Source organism: Arthrobacter sp. 9V (genome assembly GCF_902506065.1).
Lineage (GTDB): Bacteria > Actinomycetota > Actinomycetes > Actinomycetales > Micrococcaceae > Arthrobacter.
Window position 1 is genome coordinate 4,005,040 of the sequence record NZ_LR732912.1, and the last position, 20,437, is coordinate 4,025,476.

General features: G+C 63.0%; 20 protein-coding genes. 8 read left to right on the forward strand and 12 right to left on the reverse strand.

Features of this window, described 5'->3' with window-relative positions; all coding sequences use genetic code 11:
- Positions 1–84: 84 nt before the first annotated feature.
- From BACI9J_RS18375 to BACI9J_RS18390, 4 genes are read left to right on the forward strand one after another with little or no spacing between them, the layout of a single operon-like run.
- Complete coding sequence (locus tag BACI9J_RS18375; RefSeq protein ID WP_105694094.1) at positions 85–507, forward strand: RidA family protein; 423 nt, start codon at positions 85–87, stop codon at positions 505–507.
- Positions 504–1,175 (forward strand): DUF1028 domain-containing protein, encoded by a 672-nt coding sequence (locus tag BACI9J_RS18380; RefSeq protein WP_159735632.1) that lies wholly within the window; start codon positions 504–506, stop codon positions 1,173–1,175. The genes BACI9J_RS18375 and BACI9J_RS18380 overlap by 4 nt, the downstream gene beginning before the upstream one ends.
- A complete protein-coding gene (locus BACI9J_RS18385; protein ID WP_159735633.1) occupies positions 1,165–2,322 on the forward strand; it encodes a M20 family metallopeptidase in 1,158 nt (385 codons plus the stop codon). The genes BACI9J_RS18380 and BACI9J_RS18385 overlap by 11 nt, the downstream gene beginning before the upstream one ends.
- A gap of 41 nt (positions 2,323–2,363) precedes the next feature.
- Positions 2,364–3,782, forward strand: a complete 1,419-nt coding sequence (locus BACI9J_RS18390) for an aspartate ammonia-lyase (protein WP_159735634.1) — start codon at positions 2,364–2,366, stop codon at positions 3,780–3,782.
- Between the two features lie 71 nt (positions 3,783–3,853).
- Here the strand turns inward: BACI9J_RS18390 and BACI9J_RS18395 are convergent, their stop codons facing one another.
- A complete protein-coding gene (locus BACI9J_RS18395) occupies positions 3,854–5,131 on the reverse strand; it encodes a flavin-containing monooxygenase (protein ID WP_159735635.1) in 1,278 nt (425 codons plus the stop codon).
- 226 nt (positions 5,132–5,357) lie between these two features.
- Between BACI9J_RS18395 and BACI9J_RS18400 the strand changes: the two genes are divergently transcribed.
- Entirely contained in the window at positions 5,358–6,344 is a 987-nt protein-coding gene (locus tag BACI9J_RS18400) for a malate dehydrogenase (protein WP_159735636.1), read from the forward strand.
- A 6-nt stretch (positions 6,345–6,350) separates the two neighbouring features.
- On the opposite strand, the gene BACI9J_RS18405 is transcribed toward BACI9J_RS18400, so the two are convergent.
- Positions 6,351–7,286 carry a LysR family transcriptional regulator gene (locus BACI9J_RS18405; protein WP_159735637.1) on the reverse strand — a complete coding sequence of 312 codons (936 nt, stop codon included), beginning with the start codon at positions 7,284–7,286 and terminating at the stop codon, positions 6,351–6,353.
- 78 nt (positions 7,287–7,364) lie between these two features.
- Between BACI9J_RS18405 and BACI9J_RS18410 the strand changes: the two genes are divergently transcribed.
- The gene (locus tag BACI9J_RS18410; protein ID WP_159735638.1) at positions 7,365–9,113 is read left to right on the forward strand and encodes an FAD-dependent oxidoreductase; all 1,749 of its coding nucleotides are present in this window, start codon (positions 7,365–7,367) and stop codon (positions 9,111–9,113) included.
- 3 nt (positions 9,114–9,116) lie between these two features.
- Here the strand turns inward: BACI9J_RS18410 and BACI9J_RS18415 are convergent, their stop codons facing one another.
- The 5 genes from BACI9J_RS18415 to BACI9J_RS18435 form a co-directional block, all read right to left on the reverse strand.
- Positions 9,117–10,037, reverse strand: coding sequence for an NADP-dependent oxidoreductase (locus BACI9J_RS18415; RefSeq protein WP_159735639.1), 921 nt, complete (start codon positions 10,035–10,037; stop codon positions 9,117–9,119).
- Between the two features lie 9 nt (positions 10,038–10,046).
- Entirely contained in the window at positions 10,047–10,280 is a 234-nt protein-coding gene (locus BACI9J_RS18420; protein ID WP_159735640.1) for a DUF6480 family protein, read from the reverse strand.
- Positions 10,281–10,387: 107 nt separating this feature from the next.
- On the reverse strand, positions 10,388–11,269 hold the full coding sequence (locus tag BACI9J_RS18425) for an SMP-30/gluconolactonase/LRE family protein (RefSeq protein WP_159735641.1): 882 nt from the start codon (positions 11,267–11,269) through the stop codon (positions 10,388–10,390).
- Positions 11,270–11,287: 18 nt separating this feature from the next.
- On the reverse strand, positions 11,288–12,700 hold the full coding sequence (locus tag BACI9J_RS18430; protein ID WP_159735642.1) for an MFS transporter: 1,413 nt from the start codon (positions 12,698–12,700) through the stop codon (positions 11,288–11,290).
- Complete coding sequence (locus BACI9J_RS18435; RefSeq protein WP_159735643.1) at positions 12,697–13,422, reverse strand: TetR/AcrR family transcriptional regulator C-terminal domain-containing protein; 726 nt, start codon at positions 13,420–13,422, stop codon at positions 12,697–12,699. The genes BACI9J_RS18430 and BACI9J_RS18435 overlap by 4 nt, the downstream gene beginning before the upstream one ends.
- Positions 13,423–13,551: 129 nt before the next feature.
- Here BACI9J_RS18435 and BACI9J_RS18440 point away from each other — a divergent pair, with 129 nt between their 5' ends.
- On the forward strand, positions 13,552–14,229 hold the full coding sequence (locus BACI9J_RS18440) for a DUF2306 domain-containing protein (protein WP_159735644.1): 678 nt from the start codon (positions 13,552–13,554) through the stop codon (positions 14,227–14,229).
- Between the two features lie 73 nt (positions 14,230–14,302).
- Here the strand turns inward: BACI9J_RS18440 and BACI9J_RS18445 are convergent, their stop codons facing one another.
- The gene (locus BACI9J_RS18445; protein ID WP_159735645.1) at positions 14,303–15,592 is read right to left on the reverse strand and encodes an adenylosuccinate synthase; all 1,290 of its coding nucleotides are present in this window, start codon (positions 15,590–15,592) and stop codon (positions 14,303–14,305) included.
- 462 nt (positions 15,593–16,054) lie between these two features.
- Between BACI9J_RS18445 and BACI9J_RS18450 the strand changes: the two genes are divergently transcribed.
- A complete protein-coding gene (locus BACI9J_RS18450) occupies positions 16,055–16,687 on the forward strand; it encodes a uracil-DNA glycosylase (RefSeq protein WP_141284609.1) in 633 nt (210 codons plus the stop codon).
- Positions 16,688–17,009: 322 nt separating this feature from the next.
- On the opposite strand, the gene BACI9J_RS18455 is transcribed toward BACI9J_RS18450, so the two are convergent.
- The 4 genes from BACI9J_RS18455 to BACI9J_RS18470 all read right to left on the reverse strand — a co-directional run bounded on the left by BACI9J_RS18455 (position 17,010) and on the right by BACI9J_RS18470 (position 20,383).
- Positions 17,010–17,432 carry a DUF3151 domain-containing protein gene (locus BACI9J_RS18455; RefSeq protein WP_159735646.1) on the reverse strand — a complete coding sequence of 141 codons (423 nt, stop codon included), beginning with the start codon at positions 17,430–17,432 and terminating at the stop codon, positions 17,010–17,012.
- On the reverse strand, positions 17,432–18,451 hold the full coding sequence (fbaA, locus tag BACI9J_RS18460) for a class II fructose-bisphosphate aldolase (protein ID WP_159735647.1): 1,020 nt from the start codon (positions 18,449–18,451) through the stop codon (positions 17,432–17,434). The genes BACI9J_RS18455 and fbaA overlap by 1 nt, the downstream gene beginning before the upstream one ends.
- Before the next feature lie 189 nt (positions 18,452–18,640).
- The gene (locus BACI9J_RS18465) at positions 18,641–19,567 is read right to left on the reverse strand and encodes an endonuclease domain-containing protein (protein WP_159735648.1); all 927 of its coding nucleotides are present in this window, start codon (positions 19,565–19,567) and stop codon (positions 18,641–18,643) included.
- Positions 19,568–19,699: 132 nt separating this feature from the next.
- Positions 19,700–20,383, reverse strand: coding sequence for a TrmH family RNA methyltransferase (locus BACI9J_RS18470; protein WP_159735649.1), 684 nt, complete (start codon positions 20,381–20,383; stop codon positions 19,700–19,702).
- Positions 20,384–20,437 lie beyond the last annotated feature (54 nt).

A 20,437-nucleotide genomic window follows, 5' to 3' on the forward strand; every position in this document is an offset into this window, starting at 1 on the left:
GAACTGTTGGACAGATTTAGAGCCCCGAAGGAAGCTGAAGGATACGAGCACCCGTCCAACAGATCTGAAAGGCAAGCTGCGAACATGAAGCACCAACGCATCCGCACGTTCAACACCAAAGAGACCTACCCGGAACAGAACCTGGACAACGATCTCTGCCAGGCCGTGGTGGCCAATGGCGTGGTCTACCTTCGCGGCCAGATCGGGCAAGACCTTGAGACGCGTGAATCCGTGGGCATTGGCGACGTCGAAGCCCAGACTGAGAAAGCCATGGCCAACATTGACATGTTGCTCAAGGAGGCGGGCAGCAGCCTTGAAGACATCGTCAAGGTCACCGTTTACCTGATCGATCCCCGCTACCGCGAAACCGTCTACCGCACCATGGGCCGCTGGCTCAAAGGCGTGTTCCCCGTGTCCACCGGCATCGTGGTCCAAGCTTTGGCGCGTCCGGAATGGCTCGTGGAAATTGACGCCACTGCAGTGCTCTCCACGGAAGGCCAGCAGTGACCTTCAGCATCGCGGCCACTGACGGCAGCGGCAGGTTTGGCATCGCCGTTTCTTCCTCATCTCCTGCTGTAGCTGCCCGCTGCGCGCACTTGCGCGACGGGGTGGGCGCCGTCAGTTCCCAGAACATCACCGATCCCAGGCTTGGAACCGCCCTACTCGACCGGCTGCAGGCCGGCTACTCCGCACAAGAGGCGATTGACGCCGTCGTGCAGGAATCGCCCGCGGTGGATTACCGGCAGCTGGTGGTCCTTGACGCGAACGGCGGGTCCGCCGTGTTCAGCGGCGCGCATACCCTGGGCGTGTTTGGCGAAGGCCGGGGCGCCAACAGTGTGGCTGCGGGCAACATGCTCGCGCATCCGGGTGTTGCCCAGGCCCTCAGCGACGCCTTTGAAGCCAGCGCCGGAGAGTTGGAAGTGCGGCTCATGGCCGCCCTTCGAGCCGCCATTGCGGCCGGCGGCGAAGCCGGACCCGTGCGATCCGCCGGACTTTCGGTGGTGTCCGGGCACGGCTGGCGGGACACGGACCTGCGCGTGGATTGGCACGATCATCCCATCGAGGAACTGGAGAAGCTCCTGGACGTGTGGCTTCCGCAGCGGCAGGACTATGTGATTCGCGGTCTGGACCCCGCCGCTTCCGTCGGTTATGGGGTGGCGGGCGATGAACGCTAATCAAACAACAGCTGCCAACCCGGCAGTTCAACGCCAGCAGGTGCTGGACTCGGTAGCCACGCAGCAGCCACAACTGATCCAGCTCTCCGAAACCCTGCACGCCAACCCCGAACTCGGATGGCAGGAACATCGTGCCGCAGGCTGGACAGCGGAGTACCTGTCCGCTCACGGCTTTTTGGTGGAAAAGGAGTATTTGGGCTTTCCCACCGCGATCCGCGCGGTCTTCGGAACGGGGTCCCGCCGCGTTGGGCTCATGGCCGAGTACGATGCCCTTCCGGGCCTCGGCCACGCCTGCGGCCACAACATCATCACGGCCACCTCGTGCGGTGCCGCCGTGGCTTTGGCGCAGTTTGCTGCCGAGCATGACCTGACCGTGGAACTGTACGGGACCCCGGCCGAAGAAGGCGGCGGCGGAAAGATCGAGCTCCTCAAAAAGGGGGCCTTCCAAGGCCTGGACCTGGCCATGATGGCGCACCCCAGCCCTGTTGATTCGGCAGAAGCCCGACCCTACGCCGTGGCCCACAACCACGTGGAGTTCAGGGGCAAATCAGCCCATGCCGCCGCTTATCCGGATCAGGGCGTCAATGCCAATGACGCCTTCATTGTTGCCCAGGTGGCGTTGGGACTCCTGCGCCAACAGCTTCCTCCCGGTACCCGGGTCCACGGGATCCAGACGCGCGGGGGCGAAGCACCCAATGCAATCCCGGAAAAGACCGAGGGCCGCTGGTACGTCCGGGCAGAATCACTTGAGCTTTTGGGCGAGCTGGAGGAGCGCGTTCAACGGTGCTTCGAAGCGGGGGCGTTGGCATCGGGCTGCGAGTTGTCCGTGACCGCGGAATCGGAGCCCTACTCGGAGTTCCGCACGGACCTGCGGGCTCTCGAGCTGTATGTAAAGCACGCGCAAGCCCTGGGACGCGACTTCAACGCACCCCCCGAGCAAGCCACCATGAACAGGGCTTCCACGGACATGGGCAACGTGTCCCAAGTGGTTCCGGCCATCCACCCCTACATAGGACTCGGCTGCTTCCCGGCAGCCAACCACCAACCCGAGTTCGCCGCGCACTGCATCGGCGACGCAGCCAATCTTGCCATTCACGACGGCGCAGCCGCCTTGGCACTCACGGCGTTGGACTACCTGGCAACGTAACCAGGCAGTCCGGCGTCGGGAGCATTCTCAGGAAAAGGACCATGACAGAACACCTGACTTCTCCCCGCCCGGAAGTACGGCGGGAGCAGGACAGCCTCGGGAACGCCGACGTTCCCGGGGCTTCCTACTGGGGCATCAGTACGCACCGGGCCGTAGACAACTTCCCCGTCAGCGGACGCACAATCGGCACTTTGCGTTCCCTCATCTGGGGATTGGGGGCGGTGAAATACTCAGCGGCACGCGCAAACGAAAGCCTGGGCCTTCTTCATCCGGACAAATCGGCAGCCATCCAAAGGGCCTCCTTGGAGGTCATGAAGGGCCGCTTGGATGACCAGTTCGTGGTGGACACCATCCAGGGTGGCGCCGGTACCAGCACCAACATGAACGCCAACGAGGTTATTGCCAACCGGGCGCTGGAACTGATGGGCCACTGCAAGGGCGACTACGCCGCGCTGCATCCCATCGATGACGTGAACCGCAGCCAGTCCACCAATGACGTCTACCCCACCGCCATCAAGCTCGCCCTGCAACGGGAAATATCGGAGTTCTGCGAGGAACACGCCAGGCTGATCCAAGCCTTTGATGCCAAGGCCACGGAGTTCGCCGGGATCATCAAAGTTGGCCGCACCCAGCTGCAGGATGCCGTGCCCATGTCCATGGGACAAGAGTTCGGGGCTTTCGCGGACACCCTCCGTGAAGACGGCCTGAGGCTCCTCGAACTACTTCCCCACCTGCGGGAATCCAACCTTGGAGCCACCGCAATCGGCACAGGCATCACAGCGTCACCCGGGTACCGGGAAACTGTGATCAGCGAGCTCAGTACCATCACCGGCCTGCAACTCACCTCCGCAACCAACCTCGTGGAGGCCACCAGCGATACCGGCGTCTTCATGCTCGTCTCCGGCGTCTTGAAGAGGGCGGCAGTGAAGCTCTCCAAGATCTGCAACGATCTCCGCCTGCTCTCCTCCGGTCCGCAGACAGGATTTGGCGAAATCCTCCTCCCCGCAGTGCAGGCCGGGTCCTCCATCATGCCTGGCAAGGTCAACCCTGTCATCCCGGAGATGGTCAACCAGGTTGCCTTCCGGGTGATCGGCGCGGATGCCACCGTAACCATGGCTGTAGAGGCCGGCCAGCTCCAGCTCAATGCTTTCGAACCGGTCATTGCCGATGCTCTGCTTGAATCGATCGCCTGGCTCACCGTGGCCTGCCGGCAGCTTCGGACCCATTGTGTGGACGGCATCACCGCCAACACCCGGATGCTGCAGCAGCGGATGCTCGAATCCATCAGCGTGGTCACCGGATTGGCGCCCTTGATCGGGTACGCTGCAGCGGCCGAACTGGCCAAGGAGGCGCTCGCCACCCATCGTGGAATCGCCGAACTGGTGATTGAGCGCGGACTGCTGGACCCGCAGAAACTGGAGACGGCTCTCTCGGCCAAGTCGCTGGCGGGGCTGGGCTGAATCGGCCGAAGTCAGACACAGAAGAAGGGGACCACGCCTGCTGGCGTGGTCCCCTTCTTTCGGCTTCGGCGTTAGACGGCTCCGCTGGCCACCAGCGCATCCTGCTCATTGTGGGTGAGGTAGCTCCGCTGAATGGTGATCTGATCGGCAACGTACTTCGCGTCGTGCCACACGCCCCAGATGAAGCTCGATCCACGCCGTGACTGCCAAGGAAGGCCCAGGAAGTACACGCCTGGCTCGGTGGAAACCCCGCGTTGCTGCAGCGGCCTACCCTTGGCATCGAAGGCGTCCACCTGCAGCCAGCTGTAGTCCACGGCGAAGCCGGTTGCCCACACAATGGAGGTGATTCCGGCCGCTGCGAGGTCCAGCTCCCGGATAGGGTTGGTGAGGCTCTCCGGGTCCGGCCTCAGGAGGCGGGCCTCGGGCTCCTCCGGCAGGTCCAGGCCGTTGCGTTCAACGTACGCGTCAGCTTCGTCCAGCAACTCCAGGTAGTGTGCATCGCCGTTCGCGATGTTGGTGCCAAGGTCGTCGGCGAAGCGCATGGTGCCGTCCTGGAACTCCATGGTCCGTCCCACGAGTTTGATCCCGTTCTCGGCGAGCGCCCGGAAGTCAACGGTGTGGCCACCGTCTGCACCACTGACTGCGATGGTTACGTGTTCGGCGCCCAACGCCGGGGTGGAAGCGTCCCACTTGCCGAGCACACCGAGCCACCAGCAGAAGTCCCGGCCGCGGTAGTTGCGCGGGGGCCGGTCATGCGGGCCAACCGAGAGGTATACCTGACGGCCGGAGCGCTGGATTTCCGCGGCAATCTGCACGCCGGAGGAGCCGGCGCCCACCACCAGCACGGCACCTTGGGGCAGCTGGCCCGGGTTGCGGTAGGAGCTTGAGTGCATCTGCATCAGTTGGGCAGTTTCTGGGACGACGGCGGGGATCACCGGCCGTTGGAACGGACCGGTGGCGGCCACGACGTAGCGTGCGTTGTACTCCCCATCAGATGTTTCCACGTGGAAGCCCGGGGCCCCGATGTTCCTGCGTACGGACTTGACCTCCACGCCGCAGCGGATGGGGGCACCGATCTTCTCGGCGTATGCCACGAAGTAGTCGGCAACCTGCTCTTTGGATGGGAAGGACCCGGCTTCGATGTCGGTGAACTCCAGGCCCGGGAAGCGATCGTGCCAGGCAGGGCCGTTGGCAACCAGGGAATCCCACCTCATTGAACGCCACCGCTCGGCTATGCGGTGGCGTTCCAGGACAATGTGGGGAATTCCCCGCTCGCTCAGGTGCTCGCTCATGGCTACCCCGGCTTGACCGGCGCCGACGACGAGGACCTCAACCTCTTGGCTTGACATGTGTTCTCCTAGGTGGCGAAAGGTCACAGCGCGCTGGCTGCTGTGACCTGTTTCTGTGACGGTTAATTCATTCTTGCGCCGTCAGTGGCATCTGCATAGCGAATAAAAGCGCGAAACTGCATCGGAATTTTTGATTCAATGCTGGGGCGAATCGCGGCTCTGTGGCAGGATGACTCACAGCTTGGAAAGCCTCATCGGCTGGATCAGATCAGCAAGGAGAACCCGTATGAGCTCCCCCATCAAGATCGCCGTCACCGGCGCGGCCGGCCAGATCGGCTACAGCCTCCTGTTCCGGATAGCCAGCGGCGCTTTGTTTGGTGCCGATACGCCGGTGCAACTCCGGCTCCTGGAAATCACCCCCGCATTGAAGGCACTTGAGGGTGTGGTGATGGAGCTCGAGGACTGCGCGTTTCCCGCGCTCGACTCGGTGGAGATCGGGGACAGCGCCGACCATATTTTCGACGGCGTGAACCTTGCCTTGCTGGTTGGCGCCCGTCCGCGTACCAAGGGCATGGAACGAGGCGACCTCCTCAGTGCCAATGGCGCTATTTTCACAGCACAAGGCCAGGCTCTTAATCGCGTGGCGGCAGACGATGTCAGGATCGGGGTGACGGGCAATCCCGCCAACACCAATGCCTTGATTGCAATGAGCAACGCCCCGGACATCCCTGCCGCCCGTTTCAGCGCCCTGACCCGGCTGGATCACAACCGAGCCCTGGGGCAGCTTGCAAAAAAGACCCAGGCCAAGGTGGGAGACATCCGCAAGATGACTGTCTGGGGCAATCATTCGGCAACGCAGTATCCGGACATTTTTCACGCTGAGGTCGCGGGCCGGAATGCAGCCGAGGTGGTGAATGACCAGGACTGGATTGAAAACGACTTCATCCCCACTGTGGCCCGGCGAGGCGCCGCGATCATCGATGCCCGGGGCGCGTCTTCTGCTGCATCGGCAGCGTCGGCAACTGTGGACGCAGCCCGCGATTGGCTACTGGGCACGCCCAAGGACGATTGGGTTTCCATGGCCGTTGCCTCGGACGGCTCATACGGGGTGCCCGAAGGCCTCATCTACTCCTACCCCGTGACTACTTCAGGCGGTAACTGGGAAATTGTTCAAGGGCTGGAGGTAAACGACTTCAGCCGCGGGAAGATGGACGCCACAGCCGCAGAGCTTTCCGAGGAGCGAGCCGCTGTGGCTGAACTCGGCCTGATCTGAGGTCTATTAACGGCGTCGGGTTGGAGTGACCAGGCGTGCAAGCTCGGTGCCGGGCGCCGCTAACCGGTCCACTGTGCTGAAGATGAACTCCTGCATTGCTGCGGTGGCTGCTGAAGGAGCAATATCGTTCCGGCGAGCGAGGTTGACAGTTCTTGTCAGTGAGGGGTTGACCAGGCGGGCACTGCGCAGTCCCGGCCGGTCAATGACCACCATTGCCGGCACCACTGCGACGCCCAGTCCCCGTTCCACAAAGCGCAGAACGGCATCCATTTCAGCGCCCTCGACGGCGATCAACGGTTCCAAGCCCTTGGCTGAGAAGGCCGCCTCAGTGGCCATCCGCAGATCATAGCTTCGGTTGAAGGCAACCTGCGGAACGTGCGCCAATTGCTCCAGCGTGTACTCATCCGGTGACGCCGATCCGGCGGCGGAGACAACCACCAGTTCCTCGGTCAGCAGCGGAATCAGCTCGGTGCCCTGCACGGCGGGGTCCGATCCGCGGGTCACCACCAGGGCCAGGTCCAGCGCGCTTTCGTTCAGGGCATCAACCAGGTGACGCGAACCGCCTTCAGTAATGTGCAATTCGACGCCGGGATGCGCCTTTCGGAAAGCGGCCAGTACATCGGCCACCAGTGAGACGCAGAGGGTTGGTGGGGCGCCCAAGCGAATACGGCCCCGGCGCAAACCCGAGAGCTCGTTCATCTGCTCCCGCGCTGTCTCCGCATCGCCCAGCATGCGCCGGGCAATAGGCAGGAGGAGCTCCCCTGCATTCGTAAGAGTGGCCCCGGCTGACCCGCGGTGGAAAAGAGCCACGCCAAGATCGGCCTCCAGCGCAGCGATCTGCCTGCTGAGGGAGGGCTGCGCGAGATACAGCTGCTCGGCGGCGCGTGTGAAGTGCCCCACCCGTGCAATGGCCTCAAAGGACCGCAGTTGCTCTAGTTTCATGCCTCATAGCATAACTGCATCGATCTGACTCAATTAATTCATTGGATACATGATTCGGATCCTTCTAGCGTTGATCTCATGAACGTCAACTCCACTCCAGAACGACTTTTATCCACTTCGGTGCTGGTTATCGGCACTGGCGGCGCCGGTCTGCGCGCCTCGATTGAACTGGCCCAGCGGGGGGTGCAGGTGCTGGCGGTGGGCAAACGGCGCAAGCACGACGCCCACACCAGCCTCGCCGCCGGGGGCATCAACGCCGCCTTGGGCACCATGGACCCCGAGGACAGCTGGCAGCAGCATGCCGCTGATACCTTGCGGGAGTCCTACTTCCTTGCCGATCCGTCCATCGTGGAAACAGTGGCCCGCAACGCGGCCCGGGGCATCGAGGACCTCGAACAATGGGGGATGCCGTTCGCCCGGGAAGAGGATGGACGCATTTCCCAGCGATTCTTCGGCGCCCACAAGTATCGCCGCACCGCCTACGCCGGGGACTACACCGGGTTGGAAATCCAGCGCACGCTGATGCGCCGGGCGGCAGAGTTGAATGTGCCCATCATCGATACCGTCTACATCACGCGTTTGCTCGTCGCAGACGGCACCGTCTTCGGCGCCTATGGATTCGACGTCGTAGACGGCACCCCTGTGCAGATCCACGCCGATGCAGTCATCCTGGCCGCCGGCGGACATACCCGCATCTGGCGCCACACCTCCTCCCGACGCGACGAGAACACCGGAGACTCCTTCCGGCTTGCCGCCCTGGCCGGGGCCAGCATCCGCGACGCTGAGCTGGTCCAGTTCCACCCTTCCGGACTTCTGGAGCCCGACGACGCCGCCGGAACCTTGGTCTCGGAAGCGGCACGCGGAGAAGGCGGCATCCTTACCAACGCCCTCGGTGAGCGTTTCATGGAACGGTACGACCCCGAGCGCATGGAGCTGTCCACCCGGGATCGGGTTGCGCTGGCCGCCTACACCGAGGTGGCGGAGGGGCGCGGGACCGGGAAGGGCGGCGTGTACCTGGACGTCTCCCACCTCCCGCGGGAAACCATCATGGAAAAGCTGCCGCGGGTCTACCGCACACTGATCGACCTGCAGATGCTGGACATCACCACTACCAAAATCGAAATCGCCCCCACTGCCCACTACTCCATGGGCGGGGTCTGGGTTGCACCGGAGGACCACGGAACAGGGGTGAACGGCCTCTACGCAATCGGCGAGGCTTCGTCCGGGCTGCACGGCGCCAACCGCCTCGGTGGTAATTCACTGATTGAGCTGCTGGTTTATGGTCGTATCACCGGAGAGCACGTGGCTGACTACGTCCATGCGCGCACCCACATCTTCCGTGATACTGCCGCCGTCGAGATAGCCCGCCGGGAGATGCAAACACTCCTCAGCGAGCGCGGAACAGAGTCCGCCCGGCGACTGCAGCGCGAACTCCGCAATCTCATGACCGAACACGCCGGGGTGGTGCGCACCGAGCAAGGGCTGGAACAGGGACTTGAGAAGTTGACTGCCTTGGAGGAACGCGCCCAGCTGGTCACAGCCCACCCGGACATCGCAGGGTTTGATGACCTGGCCCATGCCTACGACCTCCTTGGTTCCCTGTTGGCAGCACGAGCCACCCTGGAGTGCGCACTCGAGCGCCGTGAAACCCGCGGGGCCCACAACCGCGCTGACTTCCCGGCAGCAGATCCCGCGCTTCAGGGGAACTTCATCTGGTCAACAGACGAGGGCGTCAGGTTCGAAAGCCTGCCTCCGGCTCCCGACTCCTTCCGAGCCCTCGCCGAAGTCAACGCGGACGACTCCGTGGCCGGCAAGCTTGTGGAGTAAAACCTAAGGAACTGAGACCACAATCTTCCCGCGGGTATGCCCCTCCATGTTGATCCGGAAGGCATCCGCTGCCTCAGCCAGAGGCAGCGTCCGGGCAACCTCCACCCGGATCCCGTGCTCATCCACCAGGTCAGCGAGCTGCTGCAGTTCGGCGCCAACGGGGTTGACCCACATCCAGGTGCCGCCGTGGACTTCCACCTCGCTGTCGGCGATGGAAGCATGCCGCCCGTTCCCTGCCAGAACCTCCAAGGTTGCTTCCAGGTTTCCGCCCACGAAGTCAGCCACAACGTCCACGCCTTCAGGACGCAGCGCCTTCACTCTTTCGCCGAGGCCGTCACCATAGGCAACGGGCTCGGCGCCCAGGGAGCGGAGGAAGTCGTGGTTCTTTTCGGACGCCGTGGCGATCACCTTCGCGTCGCGCGCCACGGCGATCTGAATACCCAGGGAGCCCACGCCGCCGGATCCACCGTGAATCAGCACGGTCTCTCCGGAAGTGAGACCCAGGCGGTTGAGGACCTGAAAGGCTGTGAGTCCAGCCAGGGGCAGCCCGGCAGACTCGTTCCATTCCAAGGATTTTGGCTTTCGGGCCAGCAGCCGCTCAGGGAGGGCAATGTACTCGGCAAAGCTTCCGCCATGGACGTAGTCTTTGCGGCCATAGGAAATCACGTCGTCCCCGGGGGCGAAGTGCGGTGCATCTATTCCCACGGCTTCAACTGTGCCCGCCACATCCCAGCCGGGGATGGCGGGAAACTGAAGGTCCATGAACGCGTCCAGGTAGCCTGCCATGATTTTCCAGTCCACAGGGTTGACCGAGGCCGCCTTCACTTTGACCAGGACCATGCCGGGCCCCACCTTCGGCATGGGACGTTCGGTCAATTCGAGGACATCCGGACTTCCGTACTCGCTGTAAGTGATCGCCTTCATGCCCGCCGCCTAGTCGAAGAAGCCGACGATGTAGCCGATGAAGAACAGCAGCGTCAGCAGCACGCCGGCACCTATGGCTGCCAGCCACAGCGCCTGGGTGCCCTTCCTGGGGCCGCCTTCATCATGGCCTTGGGGACCGGCAGTTGATGATTCGCCGGGAGGCGTCTCGCCAGGGGGCACTCCCCCGCCGGGCTCCAGGCCGGTGATCTTGTCCTCGTACGGGTCGGGATTGCTTCCGGACACATTCACTCCTCGGTCGCAGTGCTGGTGTTCAGTCCCAGCGTATCGAATCACCCTCCCCAGACCTACAGCACCCTTACTAATCAGTACTCATCAGGCGAAACGCGTGCTCAGCCCTGTTGGCGATCCCGGGTCGCGTCCCTTGTAGAGGTCCGCAGCCGGTACAGGGATGTGGTGGCTGTGATGTAGAGATCCTGACCGTCGGCCCCGCCAAAACACAGATTGGAAACCTTTTCAGGAACCTCGACGGCGGACAGCAGCGCACCGCTGGGGGCGTAGACACGAACTGACGAGCCCGCCGACGTCCACACGCGGCCCTCGACGTCCACGCGGAAGCCGTCCGAGGCCGCATCGTCCTCGAGCTCCACGAACGTGCTGCCCTCCCCGCACGAGCCGCCCTCCACCGGGTAGACGGCGATCCGGAACGGCACGCCGTGTCCGGGCCCAGCCGTGTCCGCAACATAGAGCAGCGATTCATCCGGAGAAAACGCCAGGCCGTTGGGATGCACCAAATCCGTAACCACCGCGGTCAGTTCTTCTTGGACGGGGTCGAATCGGAATACATAGCAACCGCCGTATTCCTGCTCGCCCTCATGTCCTTCCACCGTCCCGGGCAGGATCCCGTAGGGAGGATCGGTGAACCAGACCGTCCCGTCCCCCGCCACCACAACATCGTTGGGCGAGTTGAGCCGATGCTCACCGAACGCGTCAACCATTGGTGTCACCACGCCGTCGTGGTCCCGTTCCACCCGCCTGCGGCCGTGACTGCACTGCACCACGCTGCCGTCCTGGTGGAGCGTGCGTCCGTTGGTGTACTCGACGCCGGACGCGTACTCACGCGTCGCGCCGGTTGAAGGAGTGAACTCGAGAATCCTGTTGTTGGGGATGTCGCTCCAGCGAAGGGTCTGCGATTGCGGAATCCACAGCGGCCCCTCAGCCCAGACGGTACCTTCAAACAACTTTTCCAGGGTTCCGGTGATCAGTTCTTCCATGAGTTCGAGACTAATCGTTCAGCGGGCATCTCGTTCGGCGGGCATCACCAGAACCGCCACCACAGTGAGGACAGCGCTGACGAGCACCGCCAGGAAAACGGCCGAGGCCGCGTGCGTGGTGGTTTGCGGATCCGGACCACCGCCGGGACCGTTGGCATAGATGGCGTTGGCAATGGCACCGAAAACGGCCACGCCGATGGAGCTGCCGATTGAACGTGCAAAGAGGTTGGTGCCCGTGACTACGCCACGTTCATTCCATTCGACGCTGGTTTGCGCGGCAATGAGGCTTGGCGTTGCCACCAGCCCGAGCCCGAGCCCCACTATGAAGCAAGCCATCGCTACCAGCAGGATATTGGGCGTGGAGGCAGTGAAGGCAAGAACGGCGGCACCGATCACCGTGATGGTAATCCCGATGATGGCCGTGTTCCTGAAACCGATCCGGAGGTAGAACCGGCCCGCCTGGGAGGCACTGATGGGCCACCCGATGGTCAAGGCCGCCAACGCGAGTCCGGCCAGAAGGGGTGAGGTCTTCAGGGACCCTTCCAGGAACGTTGGAACGTAGGAAGTCAGCCCCAGCATGACGGCACCAACACCAAAAGAGATCATGGCCGTGGTGGCCAGCAGCCTGCGCGAGACAACCCAAGGGGGCAGGACGGGCTCTGCAGCCTTCCTTTCCACCAGGAGAAACGCAACGAACAACAACGCTCCGCCGCCAAAAACGGAGATGCTGATGGCAGAATCCCATGGCCATGCCTGCCCGCCCTGAAGGGCCCCAAGGATGAGCAGGCTCAGCGAAATCGTCAGCAGCCCGGCTCCCAGGTAGTCGATGCGATGCTTGGTCCGCTCCACGTTCTCGTGGAAAGTACGCAGGAGCATCCACGCAGCGATCAGACACAGAGGGATGTTGATCAGGAAGATCCACCGCCAGATTCCCAGCGAGGCGAAGACACCTCCCAACGTAGGCCCAACAACTGAGGAAACCGCCCACACACTGGCCAAATATCCTTGGACCTTTGCCCGTTCTGCCAGCGTGTAGATGTCGCCGGCAATCGTGATCGCCACCGGCTGGACAGCTCCGGCCCCGAGCCCTTGAAGCACGCGGAACGCAATGAGCGCCGGCATGCTCCACGCCAGCCCGCACAGAATCGAGCCGAGCAGGAACAAGCCAATCCCGCCCAGGATCATCGGCTTGCGCCCAACTACGTCTGAAAGCTTTGCATAAACAGGCACGGACACTGCCTGCGCCAACAGGTACGCGGAAAAGAGCCAGGGGAAGGAGGCAAACCCACCAATGTCCGCCACAATGGACGGCACTGCTGTGGCAACAATGGTGGCATCGATCGCCACCAGGCCCGTGGCGAGCATCAGTGCGATCAGAATGGGACCCCGCCGGGATCGGAACCCGACACCTTCTTCAGTCACTGTGCTCATGCGCGCCTACCTCCCTCTGATGTCCACTTCTCCTGGTGGAGCCGTTCGAATCCGTCCAGGAGCAGGTCCAAGGCAAACTCGAACTCGAATTGGTCGTCGCATCCGCTTCCCACTACGGATTCGTCATCATGGGCCGCCGTTACGGCGATCCTCAGAAGATGAGGGTAGTTCTCCGCCATCTGCTGTGCCATGGCTGCCCGCATCCCGGCCGATACGCTTGGCCGTTGATCCGCTGCCTGCCCCGCCCGGGCATCGAAGACTTCCTGGGTAAACCCCCACATTCTGCTGCCCATGGCATGCATGACGTGGTGTGTGAGGTCAGCAGAGAAACCGCCGGCCAGGAACATCCCCGCGAAGCCGTCCATGTACCCCAGAACGGCGGGCGTCGCTGTGGTGCGGGACTCAATCACAGGGCGTGCCCAGGAGTGCCGGAGGAGTACCTGCCTGGCCGAAAGGACCCTGAGCCGGACGGCAGACTTCCACGGAGCATCGGGATCAGGCGCATCAATCTCGCCCACAATGGCGTCCACCATGCCGCCGAGGAGTTCTTCCTTATTGGCGACGTGCTTGTACAGCGCCATGGGAACAACGCCCAACTCCTGTGCCAGCCTGCGCATGCTGAGCGCTTCAATCCCCACCATGTCCGCCAGCTCCACGGCCGCGCGCAGTACACGGTCACGGTTCAGCGGCACACGCGGGGCCGCTTCGGCCAGTTGAGTCATGCTTTTTCCCTTCCCGCAGTAGGCCAAGGATCAGGAGGGCCTTGACAGGTATACAGCGTACACCTAGCGTATTGATCATAAAGGTGTACACCGTACACCTCGTATCTTCTCCAGAACGCAGGAAGAGTCATGACGTCCAAAACCATCACATCGCCCCGGAACCGCAGCCGCAGCCGCCTAAAGTGGGGCGTGCCCGCGGGTTTGATAGTGCTGAGCCTCATCCCGGTAATCGCCGGAGCAGCGCGCCTCACCGAACTCACCGGCGGCGCAGCCGTCACTCCTGAGAACGCAAGGTTTTTCACTTCGCCCATCCCGGTGGTGACGCACATCCTCACTGTCACTGTGTACAGCCTGCTCGGAGCGTTTCAGTTCGCGCCTGCACTTCGACGCGTGTCCCCACCTCAACATGGCAAGAGGTCCTGGCATCAAATGGCCGGGCGCATCCTGGTGCCGGCAGGCCTGCTGGCTGCCTTGTCCGGCCTCTGGATGTCCCTGTTCTACACCCTCCCGGCAACTGACGGCCCGGCTCTCGTGGTTCTCCGCCTGATCTTCGGCTTCGGCATGCTGCTGAGCATCATCCTGGCACTGCTTGCTATTCGCCGACGCGACTTTGCCATCCACGGCGCCTGGATGACGCGCGCATACGCCATCGCGCTGGGAGCCGGGACGCAGGCCGTGGTGCTGCTGTCATGGATGCTGATCGCGGGCCCCACTGACCAGACCATGCGCGCCGTGCTCATGGGAGCGTCCTGGGTCATCAATCTGGTGGTGGCCGAGTACTTCATTCAGCGGAGACGAACAGCGTAAACCGCGACGGCGGGCCACCCGCTGATTCCGTGAGGAACGCAGGTGACCCGCCGTCGTCGTGAACTTTTTAGGACTAGTCGTTGATCAGATCGTGAACAACAATGGTCTGGTCGCGGTCCGGACCCACGCCGATGGCGGAGAAGCGCGTGCCGGACAGCTTCTCCAGGGCCAGCACGTAGTTGCGCGCGTTCTCCGGGAGGTCTTCCAGGGTGCGGGCGCCGGTGATGTCCTCGGTCCAGCCGTCAAAGTACTCAAAGACCGGCACGGCGTGGTGGAACTCGGTTTGCGTCATGGGCATCTCGTCATGGCGCACACCGTCAACGTCGTAAGCAACACAGACCGGGATCTGCTCGATGCCCGTGAGCACGTCCAGCTTGGTCACGAAGTAGTCCGTAAATCCGTTCACCCGGGCAGCATGGCGGGCCAGGACGGCGTCGTACCAACCGCAGCGGCGGGGACGCCCGGTGTTTACACCGAACTCGCCACCCGTCTTCTGAAGGTACACGCCCATGTCATCGAACAGTTCCGTGGGGAACGGTCCGGCACCAACACGTGTGGTGTAGGCCTTGATGATGCCGATGGACCGCGAAATGCGGGTGGGGCCGATGCCCGAACCAACGGACGCGCCGCCAGCCGTGGGGTTGGAGGAGGTGACGAACGGGTAGGTGCCGTGGTCGACGTCCAGGAACGTTGCCTGGCCGCCTTCCATGAGTACTACCTTGCCCTCATCCAGGGCGTTGTTGAGGACAAGCGTGCTGTCAATAACCAGCGGGCGCAGACGATCGGCGAAGGACAGGAAATACTCCACGATCTCGTCCACCACGATGTCGCGGCGGTTGTAGACCTTGACCAGGAGTTCGTTCTTCTGGCGCAGCGAACCTTCCACCTTCTGGCGGAGGATGGACTCGTCAAAGACGTCCTGGACACGGATGCCCAGGCGGGCCACCTTGTCCATGTACGCGGGACCGATCCCGCGGCCCGTGGTGCCGATTGCACGGCTGCCGAGGAAGCGTTCGGTCACCTTGTCCAGGACCTGGTGATAAGGGGCAACAAGGTGGGCGTTGGCCGAAACGCGAAGGCGGGAGGTGTCCGCGCCGCGGGCTTCGAGGCCGTCGATTTCCTGGAAGAGGGCCTCCAGGTTCACCACGCAGCCGTTGCCAATAATAGGGATTGCGTTGGGGCTCAGGATGCCCGCGGGAAGGAGCTTCAGCTCATACTTCTCACCGCCAACAACCACGGTGTGCCCGGCGTTGTTACCGCCGTTGGGCTTAACCACGTAGTCAACGCGGCCACCGAGCAGATCGGTTGCTTTGCCTTTGCCTTCGTCGCCCCACTGGGCTCCGACGATCACGATAGCGGGCATGGGATCCTCCCCCATTCTTTCGGGCCCAACCCCAGCCGGATGACCAGGACTAGACGCCGTACATGAGAATGCCCCGACGTAGCTGGTGCAGCCGGCCACAGGGCACGGCATGCGCAAGAGTTTCGGGGCTCTTACCAGCCAAGTTTAGCCGATCACAACAGTTTCTCTGGTGTTTGGCCGGCGTTGGGGCGCCGTTGTGGATAAGTCGGGGAGCAGCGGGCGCCGATTCTTCCCGCACGGTGGCTGCCGCCGTCGAGGGCTGGCTGCCGCCCGAGAGACGCCCGACACGTTTCCGGGCAACACACCGCGTCGCATTTAAAGGGCGCGCCGAAGCGGGCCCCGTTCACCCCCATAGTCCGGTAAGGTTAGTTAGCCCCCAACAGCACCCTTTGAGGTTCGGCTGCGGCATGCCCGCGGCGCCTTGGAACGGTGCGCTGTAACACCTAGGAGACCTAACCCCTGATGCAAGAACTGGCGACTGAATCACCCGAAGAAATCCTCTGGAACCGCCGCTACGAACCGCACATTGCCGAGGTCAACGAGCTGTGCGACTCCATCAAGGAGCAGAAGCCGGGCAGCGAGGTCCTCTACATCGACCCCGCCCACAGCATGGATGACTGCCGGATCGTCAGCCTTTTCTCCAACCAGCGCACCAACACCGGCGAGGGTTTCATCAACCCGGGCGACGAAGAAGCCACCACCCGCATGCTCGGCATGCAGTGGCAGCTGGGCTTGCGCCCCGAGCTTATGATGCCGTGGAACGCCTACCCGTGGATTGAGCCTTCCGAGGAACCGGGCAAGCTGACCCCTGCCAACATCACCGAAGGCCTCAAGCCGCTCCTGCGCCTGCTGCAGCTTCTTCCGCGCACCTCCGCCTTGGTGGCGCACGGCAACGAGGCACACCGCTTGGCAGATCAGCTCATGAAGGCCGCGCCGGCCAGCATCGCGCGCCGCGGCTTCAAGACCTTCAAGGTCCGCTCGCTCGGCGGCCGCTCCTTCGCTGGAACGCCGACCCGCCAGCAGGAATACCTGGACGCCATCCACGGCGCCTACGCCGAGGCCATGGCCCGCACGGGTATCCCCCGCAAGGCCTAGTTACGCACGCTTAACGACGACGGCGACCCCCACCTCTTGGGTTCTAGCGGTCGTTGCAACACCCTAGATTTTTGGGAGTTGCAACGACCGTGCCGCATTTAAGCGATGTTTCCTCGGAGTCCCGGAAGTTTGCGAGATCTACCCCTGAGCAGAGGGAGGCTTCGCCCAGGAACTCAACGGCCGCCCACGCAAAACGCTCGACTGGGATACCCCAGCCGAGCGTCTGCGTGATCTACTAATGACCACATAACACCAGCAGTGTTGCAACGACCACTAGAAACCGCCCCTTTCGGTGAGGGTCGCCGTCGTCTTTGCTGTGTCCCTAGCGGGCTTCGAGCGCTGCCTTGGCCTTCGGGTCCGAGTCGTTCAGGAACTTCTCGATCCGCTCCGGCTCTTCAGCCTCACCGATCGCCGACGCCGCCCGGCCCAACGCATAGAGCGCACGCAGGAAGCCCTGGTTGGGTTCGTGTTCCCATGGGATGGGACCCACGCCGCGCCAACCGTTGCGACGCAGTGAGTCCAGGCCGCGGTGGTAACCCACACGGGCGTAGGCGTAGGACTCAATGGTCCGGCCCTCGGCCCAGGCTTCCTCGGCAAGGATGGCCCACAGAAGTGAGGACGTGGGGTTCTGCGCCACGAGGTCCAGTGCTTCCTTACCGAGTGCCAGGTGCTGGTAGATCTCGGTTTCGGCGGGCAGGAGCGTGGGCTCCGGCCCCATCAGGTTTCTGCGGAATTCGTCGGACATTAGAAGGTCTTGCCAACCGATCCGAGCTGCTGGGCGGCTTCGACGATGCGCGCGGCCATACCGGCTTCGGCCGAAGCGCCCCAGACGCGGGGGTCGTAGGTCTTCTTGTTGCCCATTTCGCCGTCGACCTTCAGGACGCCGTCGTAGTTGGAGAACATGTGGCCGGCAACCGGGCGGGTGAACGCGTACTGGGTGTCGGTGTCGATGTTCATCTTGATCACACCGTAGGACACAGCGTCCGCGATTTCCTGCTCAGTGGAGCCCGAACCGCCGTGGAACACGAGGTCGAACGGGTTGTCCTTGCCGATCTTGGCACCAACCTCGGACTGGATCTGCTTGAGCAGTTCCGGGCGAAGCTTCACGTTGCCCGGCTTGTACACACCGTGTACGTTGCCGAAGGTCAGTGCGGTGAGGTAGCGGCCGTTTTCGCCGGCTCCGAGTGCCTCAATGGTGGCGAGGGCGTCTTCGGTGGTGGTGTAGAGCTTCTCGTTGATTTCGTTCTCAACGCCGTCTTCTTCGCCACCAACGGTGCCGATTTCAACTTCGAGGATGATCTTCGCAGCAGCGGCGCGTTCCAGCAGTTCACGGCCGATGCGCAGGTTCTCGGGCAGGGTCTCGTGCGAGCCGTCCCACATGTGGGAGTTGAAGATGGGGTCCTTGCCGGCCTTCACTGCTTCCTCGGAAGCGGCCAGCAACGGCAGGACGAAGTCCGCCAGCTTGTCCTGCGGGCAGTGGTCCGTGTGCAGGGCGATGTTGACGTTGTAGTTCTTGGCAACTTCGCGGGCGAACGCGGCGAAACCGAGGGACCCGGCAACCATGTCCTTGACCGAGGCGCCGGACCAGTAGGCTGCGCCACCGGTGGAAACCTGGATAATGCCATCGGATTCGGCCTCGGCGAAACCGCGGATCGCAGCGTTCAGAGTCTGCGACGACGTCACGTTGACCGCGGGGAAAGCGAATCCGCCAGCCTTTGCGCGGTCGATCATCTCGGAGTAAATCTCTGGGGTTGCAATGGGCATGGTGACTCCTATGCTGAATTCGTCTGTGGGTTGGTAACCCTGGAGTAGACCGCTTACGGCTAGCACCCATCCTAGCGATATCCGCCGGGGCACCGTGTTTCGGGTCACTGAGAGCCTTAACACTTCCGCCGAGTTGGCACTTAACCCCCATGTTGAGGACAAACATGGGGGTTATCTGCCACCTCGGCGCTACTTCCATCCGCGGCTTTGGAGCGCGCGGCGGACTTTATGAACGACGGCGGGCCGCTCACCTTCGAGGTCGTGCTTGGAGATCCGGACCTCCAGCCAGCCATGGGCGAGCGAGCGTTCCTGACGTTCGATGTCCTTCAGGTGTTGTTCGATCCCGCCATGGTGTTGGCCGTCGTATTGGAGCGAGACTTTCCATTCCACATACGCCCCATCCGGCCACAGCACCGGGTGGCCAAGGGAATTGCGGACCACGTGATTCAGCTTCGGCTCCGGGAGATTCCCGTTCATCAAAGCCAGCCGCATCAGGGATTCCGGAGCAGAATCAGCCCCCACCCGAATGAGTTCCAGTGCTGCCCGGGCAGTCCGCACGCCGCGCATCCCGGGGTGGCGGCGCACCACATCCTGCAACTCCCCAATACTGCACAGCGCATCCTTTGGCACCGGGAAATCGTCTCCGTGGGAACACACCAGGTGATCTCCCGCTGCCACCAGTTCTTCCACACTCAGTTGCGAGGCCAAGTCCAGCCAGGTCCGGGCAGGCGAGGTGAGCCTGACGCCGTCGTACTCAACCGTCTCCTCCGGAAGGAGCGTGAGGAGGTGTCCCGCAACGTTGACGCGTCTGGGGAAGCTGAAGCCGCGCCGCCGGGCGAGGTGTATGCGCCAATCGCCGCTGCGGGTTGCCGGCAAGGGAATACCCCAGACGCGGGCCGCCGACAGCGAGACAAGGACGGACGCATCGTCCAAGTCCGTATAGGCGCGCAAGGCCGCGGCCCCGGAAGCGCTGGACAAGACCGGCACCCTGATACCGCGGGACACTGTCACCAAATCCTTGGCAGCAGTGCGCTTCCGGGTCACACCGGCCTTGTCCGATGCGCGCAAGGAAAACGAGCCCGTGGTCAGGTGGTCCGGAAGGTTTATCCTGCGCATTCCTCATTCTGAACGTTTTCCGCGGTTGCCGAGAGGTTATCCACAGATGCCAGCGCCAGCCACGCCTCTAGTTGGCAGATCACCCCCATGTTGGGCGAAAACATGGGGGTCAAATGCCATCTCGGCGGGGAATTAGACGGGCTGTTGGAACACGTGCCGGCGGACCCAGGCGTGCATGGCAATGGCCGCGGCTGAGGCCGCATTCATGGAGCGCGTGGAACCGAACTGCTCAATGGAAAGCGTGGCGACAGCGGCGTCGTGCACCTCGGGCGTCAGGCCCGGGCCTTCCTGTCCAAAAACCAGCACGCAGTTCCTGGGGAGGTCGTAGGTCTCCAACGGCACGGAATCCGGGAAAATATCGATGCCGATCACTGCAAGCCCCTCCCCCTCAGCCCACTGGACAAAGTCCTCAACGGTGGGGTGGTGGCGGACGTGCTGGTAGCGGTCGGTGACCATGGCTCCACGACGGTTCCACCGGCGTCGGCCAATGATGTGGACCTCTTTGGCGAGGAAGGCGTTGGCGGTCCGCACCACGGTGCCGATGTTGAGGTCGTGCTGCCAATTCTCAATGGCAATGTGGAAGTCGTGGCGCTTGGAATCCAGGTCCGCCACAATAGCGTCGTGTTTCCAGTACCGGTACTGGTCCACCACGTTGCGGCGGTCACCGTCCCTCAACAGGTCCGGATCCCAGTGCTCGCCTGCCGGCCACTCGCCTTCCCAAGGCCCGACGCCGACCTCAGGTTTCGCTTCCGTCTCACCTTCCGGGGCGGTTTCGGCAGGCGTGGGCAGGGCTGTATTGGGGGGAAGGTCAGTCACCCCTCAACTTTAGCCCTGCCCGGTTGCCCGACTGAGCGAGCCGAGTGGAACTGG

Bases quoted from the DNA above. Each gene is read 5' to 3' on its own strand.
- BACI9J_RS18405 (WP_159735637.1), bottom strand. From the start codon at position 7,286: ATGAAACTAGAGCAACTGCGGTCCTTTGAGGCCATTGCACGGGTGGGG.
- BACI9J_RS18430 (WP_159735642.1), bottom strand. From the start codon at position 12,700: ATGAGCACAGTGACTGAAGAAGGTGTCGGGTTCCGATCCCGGCGGGGT.
- BACI9J_RS18395 (WP_159735635.1), bottom strand. From the start codon at position 5,131: ATGTCAAGCCAAGAGGTTGAGGTCCTCGTCGTCGGCGCCGGTCAAGCC.
- BACI9J_RS18410 (WP_159735638.1), top strand. From the start codon at position 7,365: ATGAACGTCAACTCCACTCCAGAACGACTTTTATCCACTTCGGTGCTG.
- BACI9J_RS18390 (WP_159735634.1), top strand. From the start codon at position 2,364: ATGACAGAACACCTGACTTCTCCCCGCCCGGAAGTACGGCGGGAGCAG.
- BACI9J_RS18440 (WP_159735644.1), top strand. From the start codon at position 13,552: ATGACGTCCAAAACCATCACATCGCCCCGGAACCGCAGCCGCAGCCGC.
- BACI9J_RS18450 (WP_141284609.1), top strand. From the start codon at position 16,055: ATGCAAGAACTGGCGACTGAATCACCCGAAGAAATCCTCTGGAACCGC.
- BACI9J_RS18435 (WP_159735643.1), bottom strand. From the start codon at position 13,422: ATGACTCAACTGGCCGAAGCGGCCCCGCGTGTGCCGCTGAACCGTGAC.
- BACI9J_RS18465 (WP_159735648.1), bottom strand. From the start codon at position 19,567: ATGCGCAGGATAAACCTTCCGGACCACCTGACCACGGGCTCGTTTTCC.
- BACI9J_RS18400 (WP_159735636.1), top strand. From the start codon at position 5,358: ATGAGCTCCCCCATCAAGATCGCCGTCACCGGCGCGGCCGGCCAGATC.
- fbaA (WP_159735647.1), bottom strand. From the start codon at position 18,451: ATGCCCATTGCAACCCCAGAGATTTACTCCGAGATGATCGACCGCGCA.
- BACI9J_RS18455 (WP_159735646.1), bottom strand. From the start codon at position 17,432: ATGTCCGACGAATTCCGCAGAAACCTGATGGGGCCGGAGCCCACGCTC.
- BACI9J_RS18445 (WP_159735645.1), bottom strand. From the start codon at position 15,592: ATGCCCGCTATCGTGATCGTCGGAGCCCAGTGGGGCGACGAAGGCAAA.
- BACI9J_RS18415 (WP_159735639.1), bottom strand. From the start codon at position 10,037: ATGAAGGCGATCACTTACAGCGAGTACGGAAGTCCGGATGTCCTCGAA.
- BACI9J_RS18375 (WP_105694094.1), top strand. From the start codon at position 85: ATGAAGCACCAACGCATCCGCACGTTCAACACCAAAGAGACCTACCCG.
- BACI9J_RS18425 (WP_159735641.1), bottom strand. From the start codon at position 11,269: ATGGAAGAACTGATCACCGGAACCCTGGAAAAGTTGTTTGAAGGTACC.
- BACI9J_RS18385 (WP_159735633.1), top strand. From the start codon at position 1,165: ATGAACGCTAATCAAACAACAGCTGCCAACCCGGCAGTTCAACGCCAG.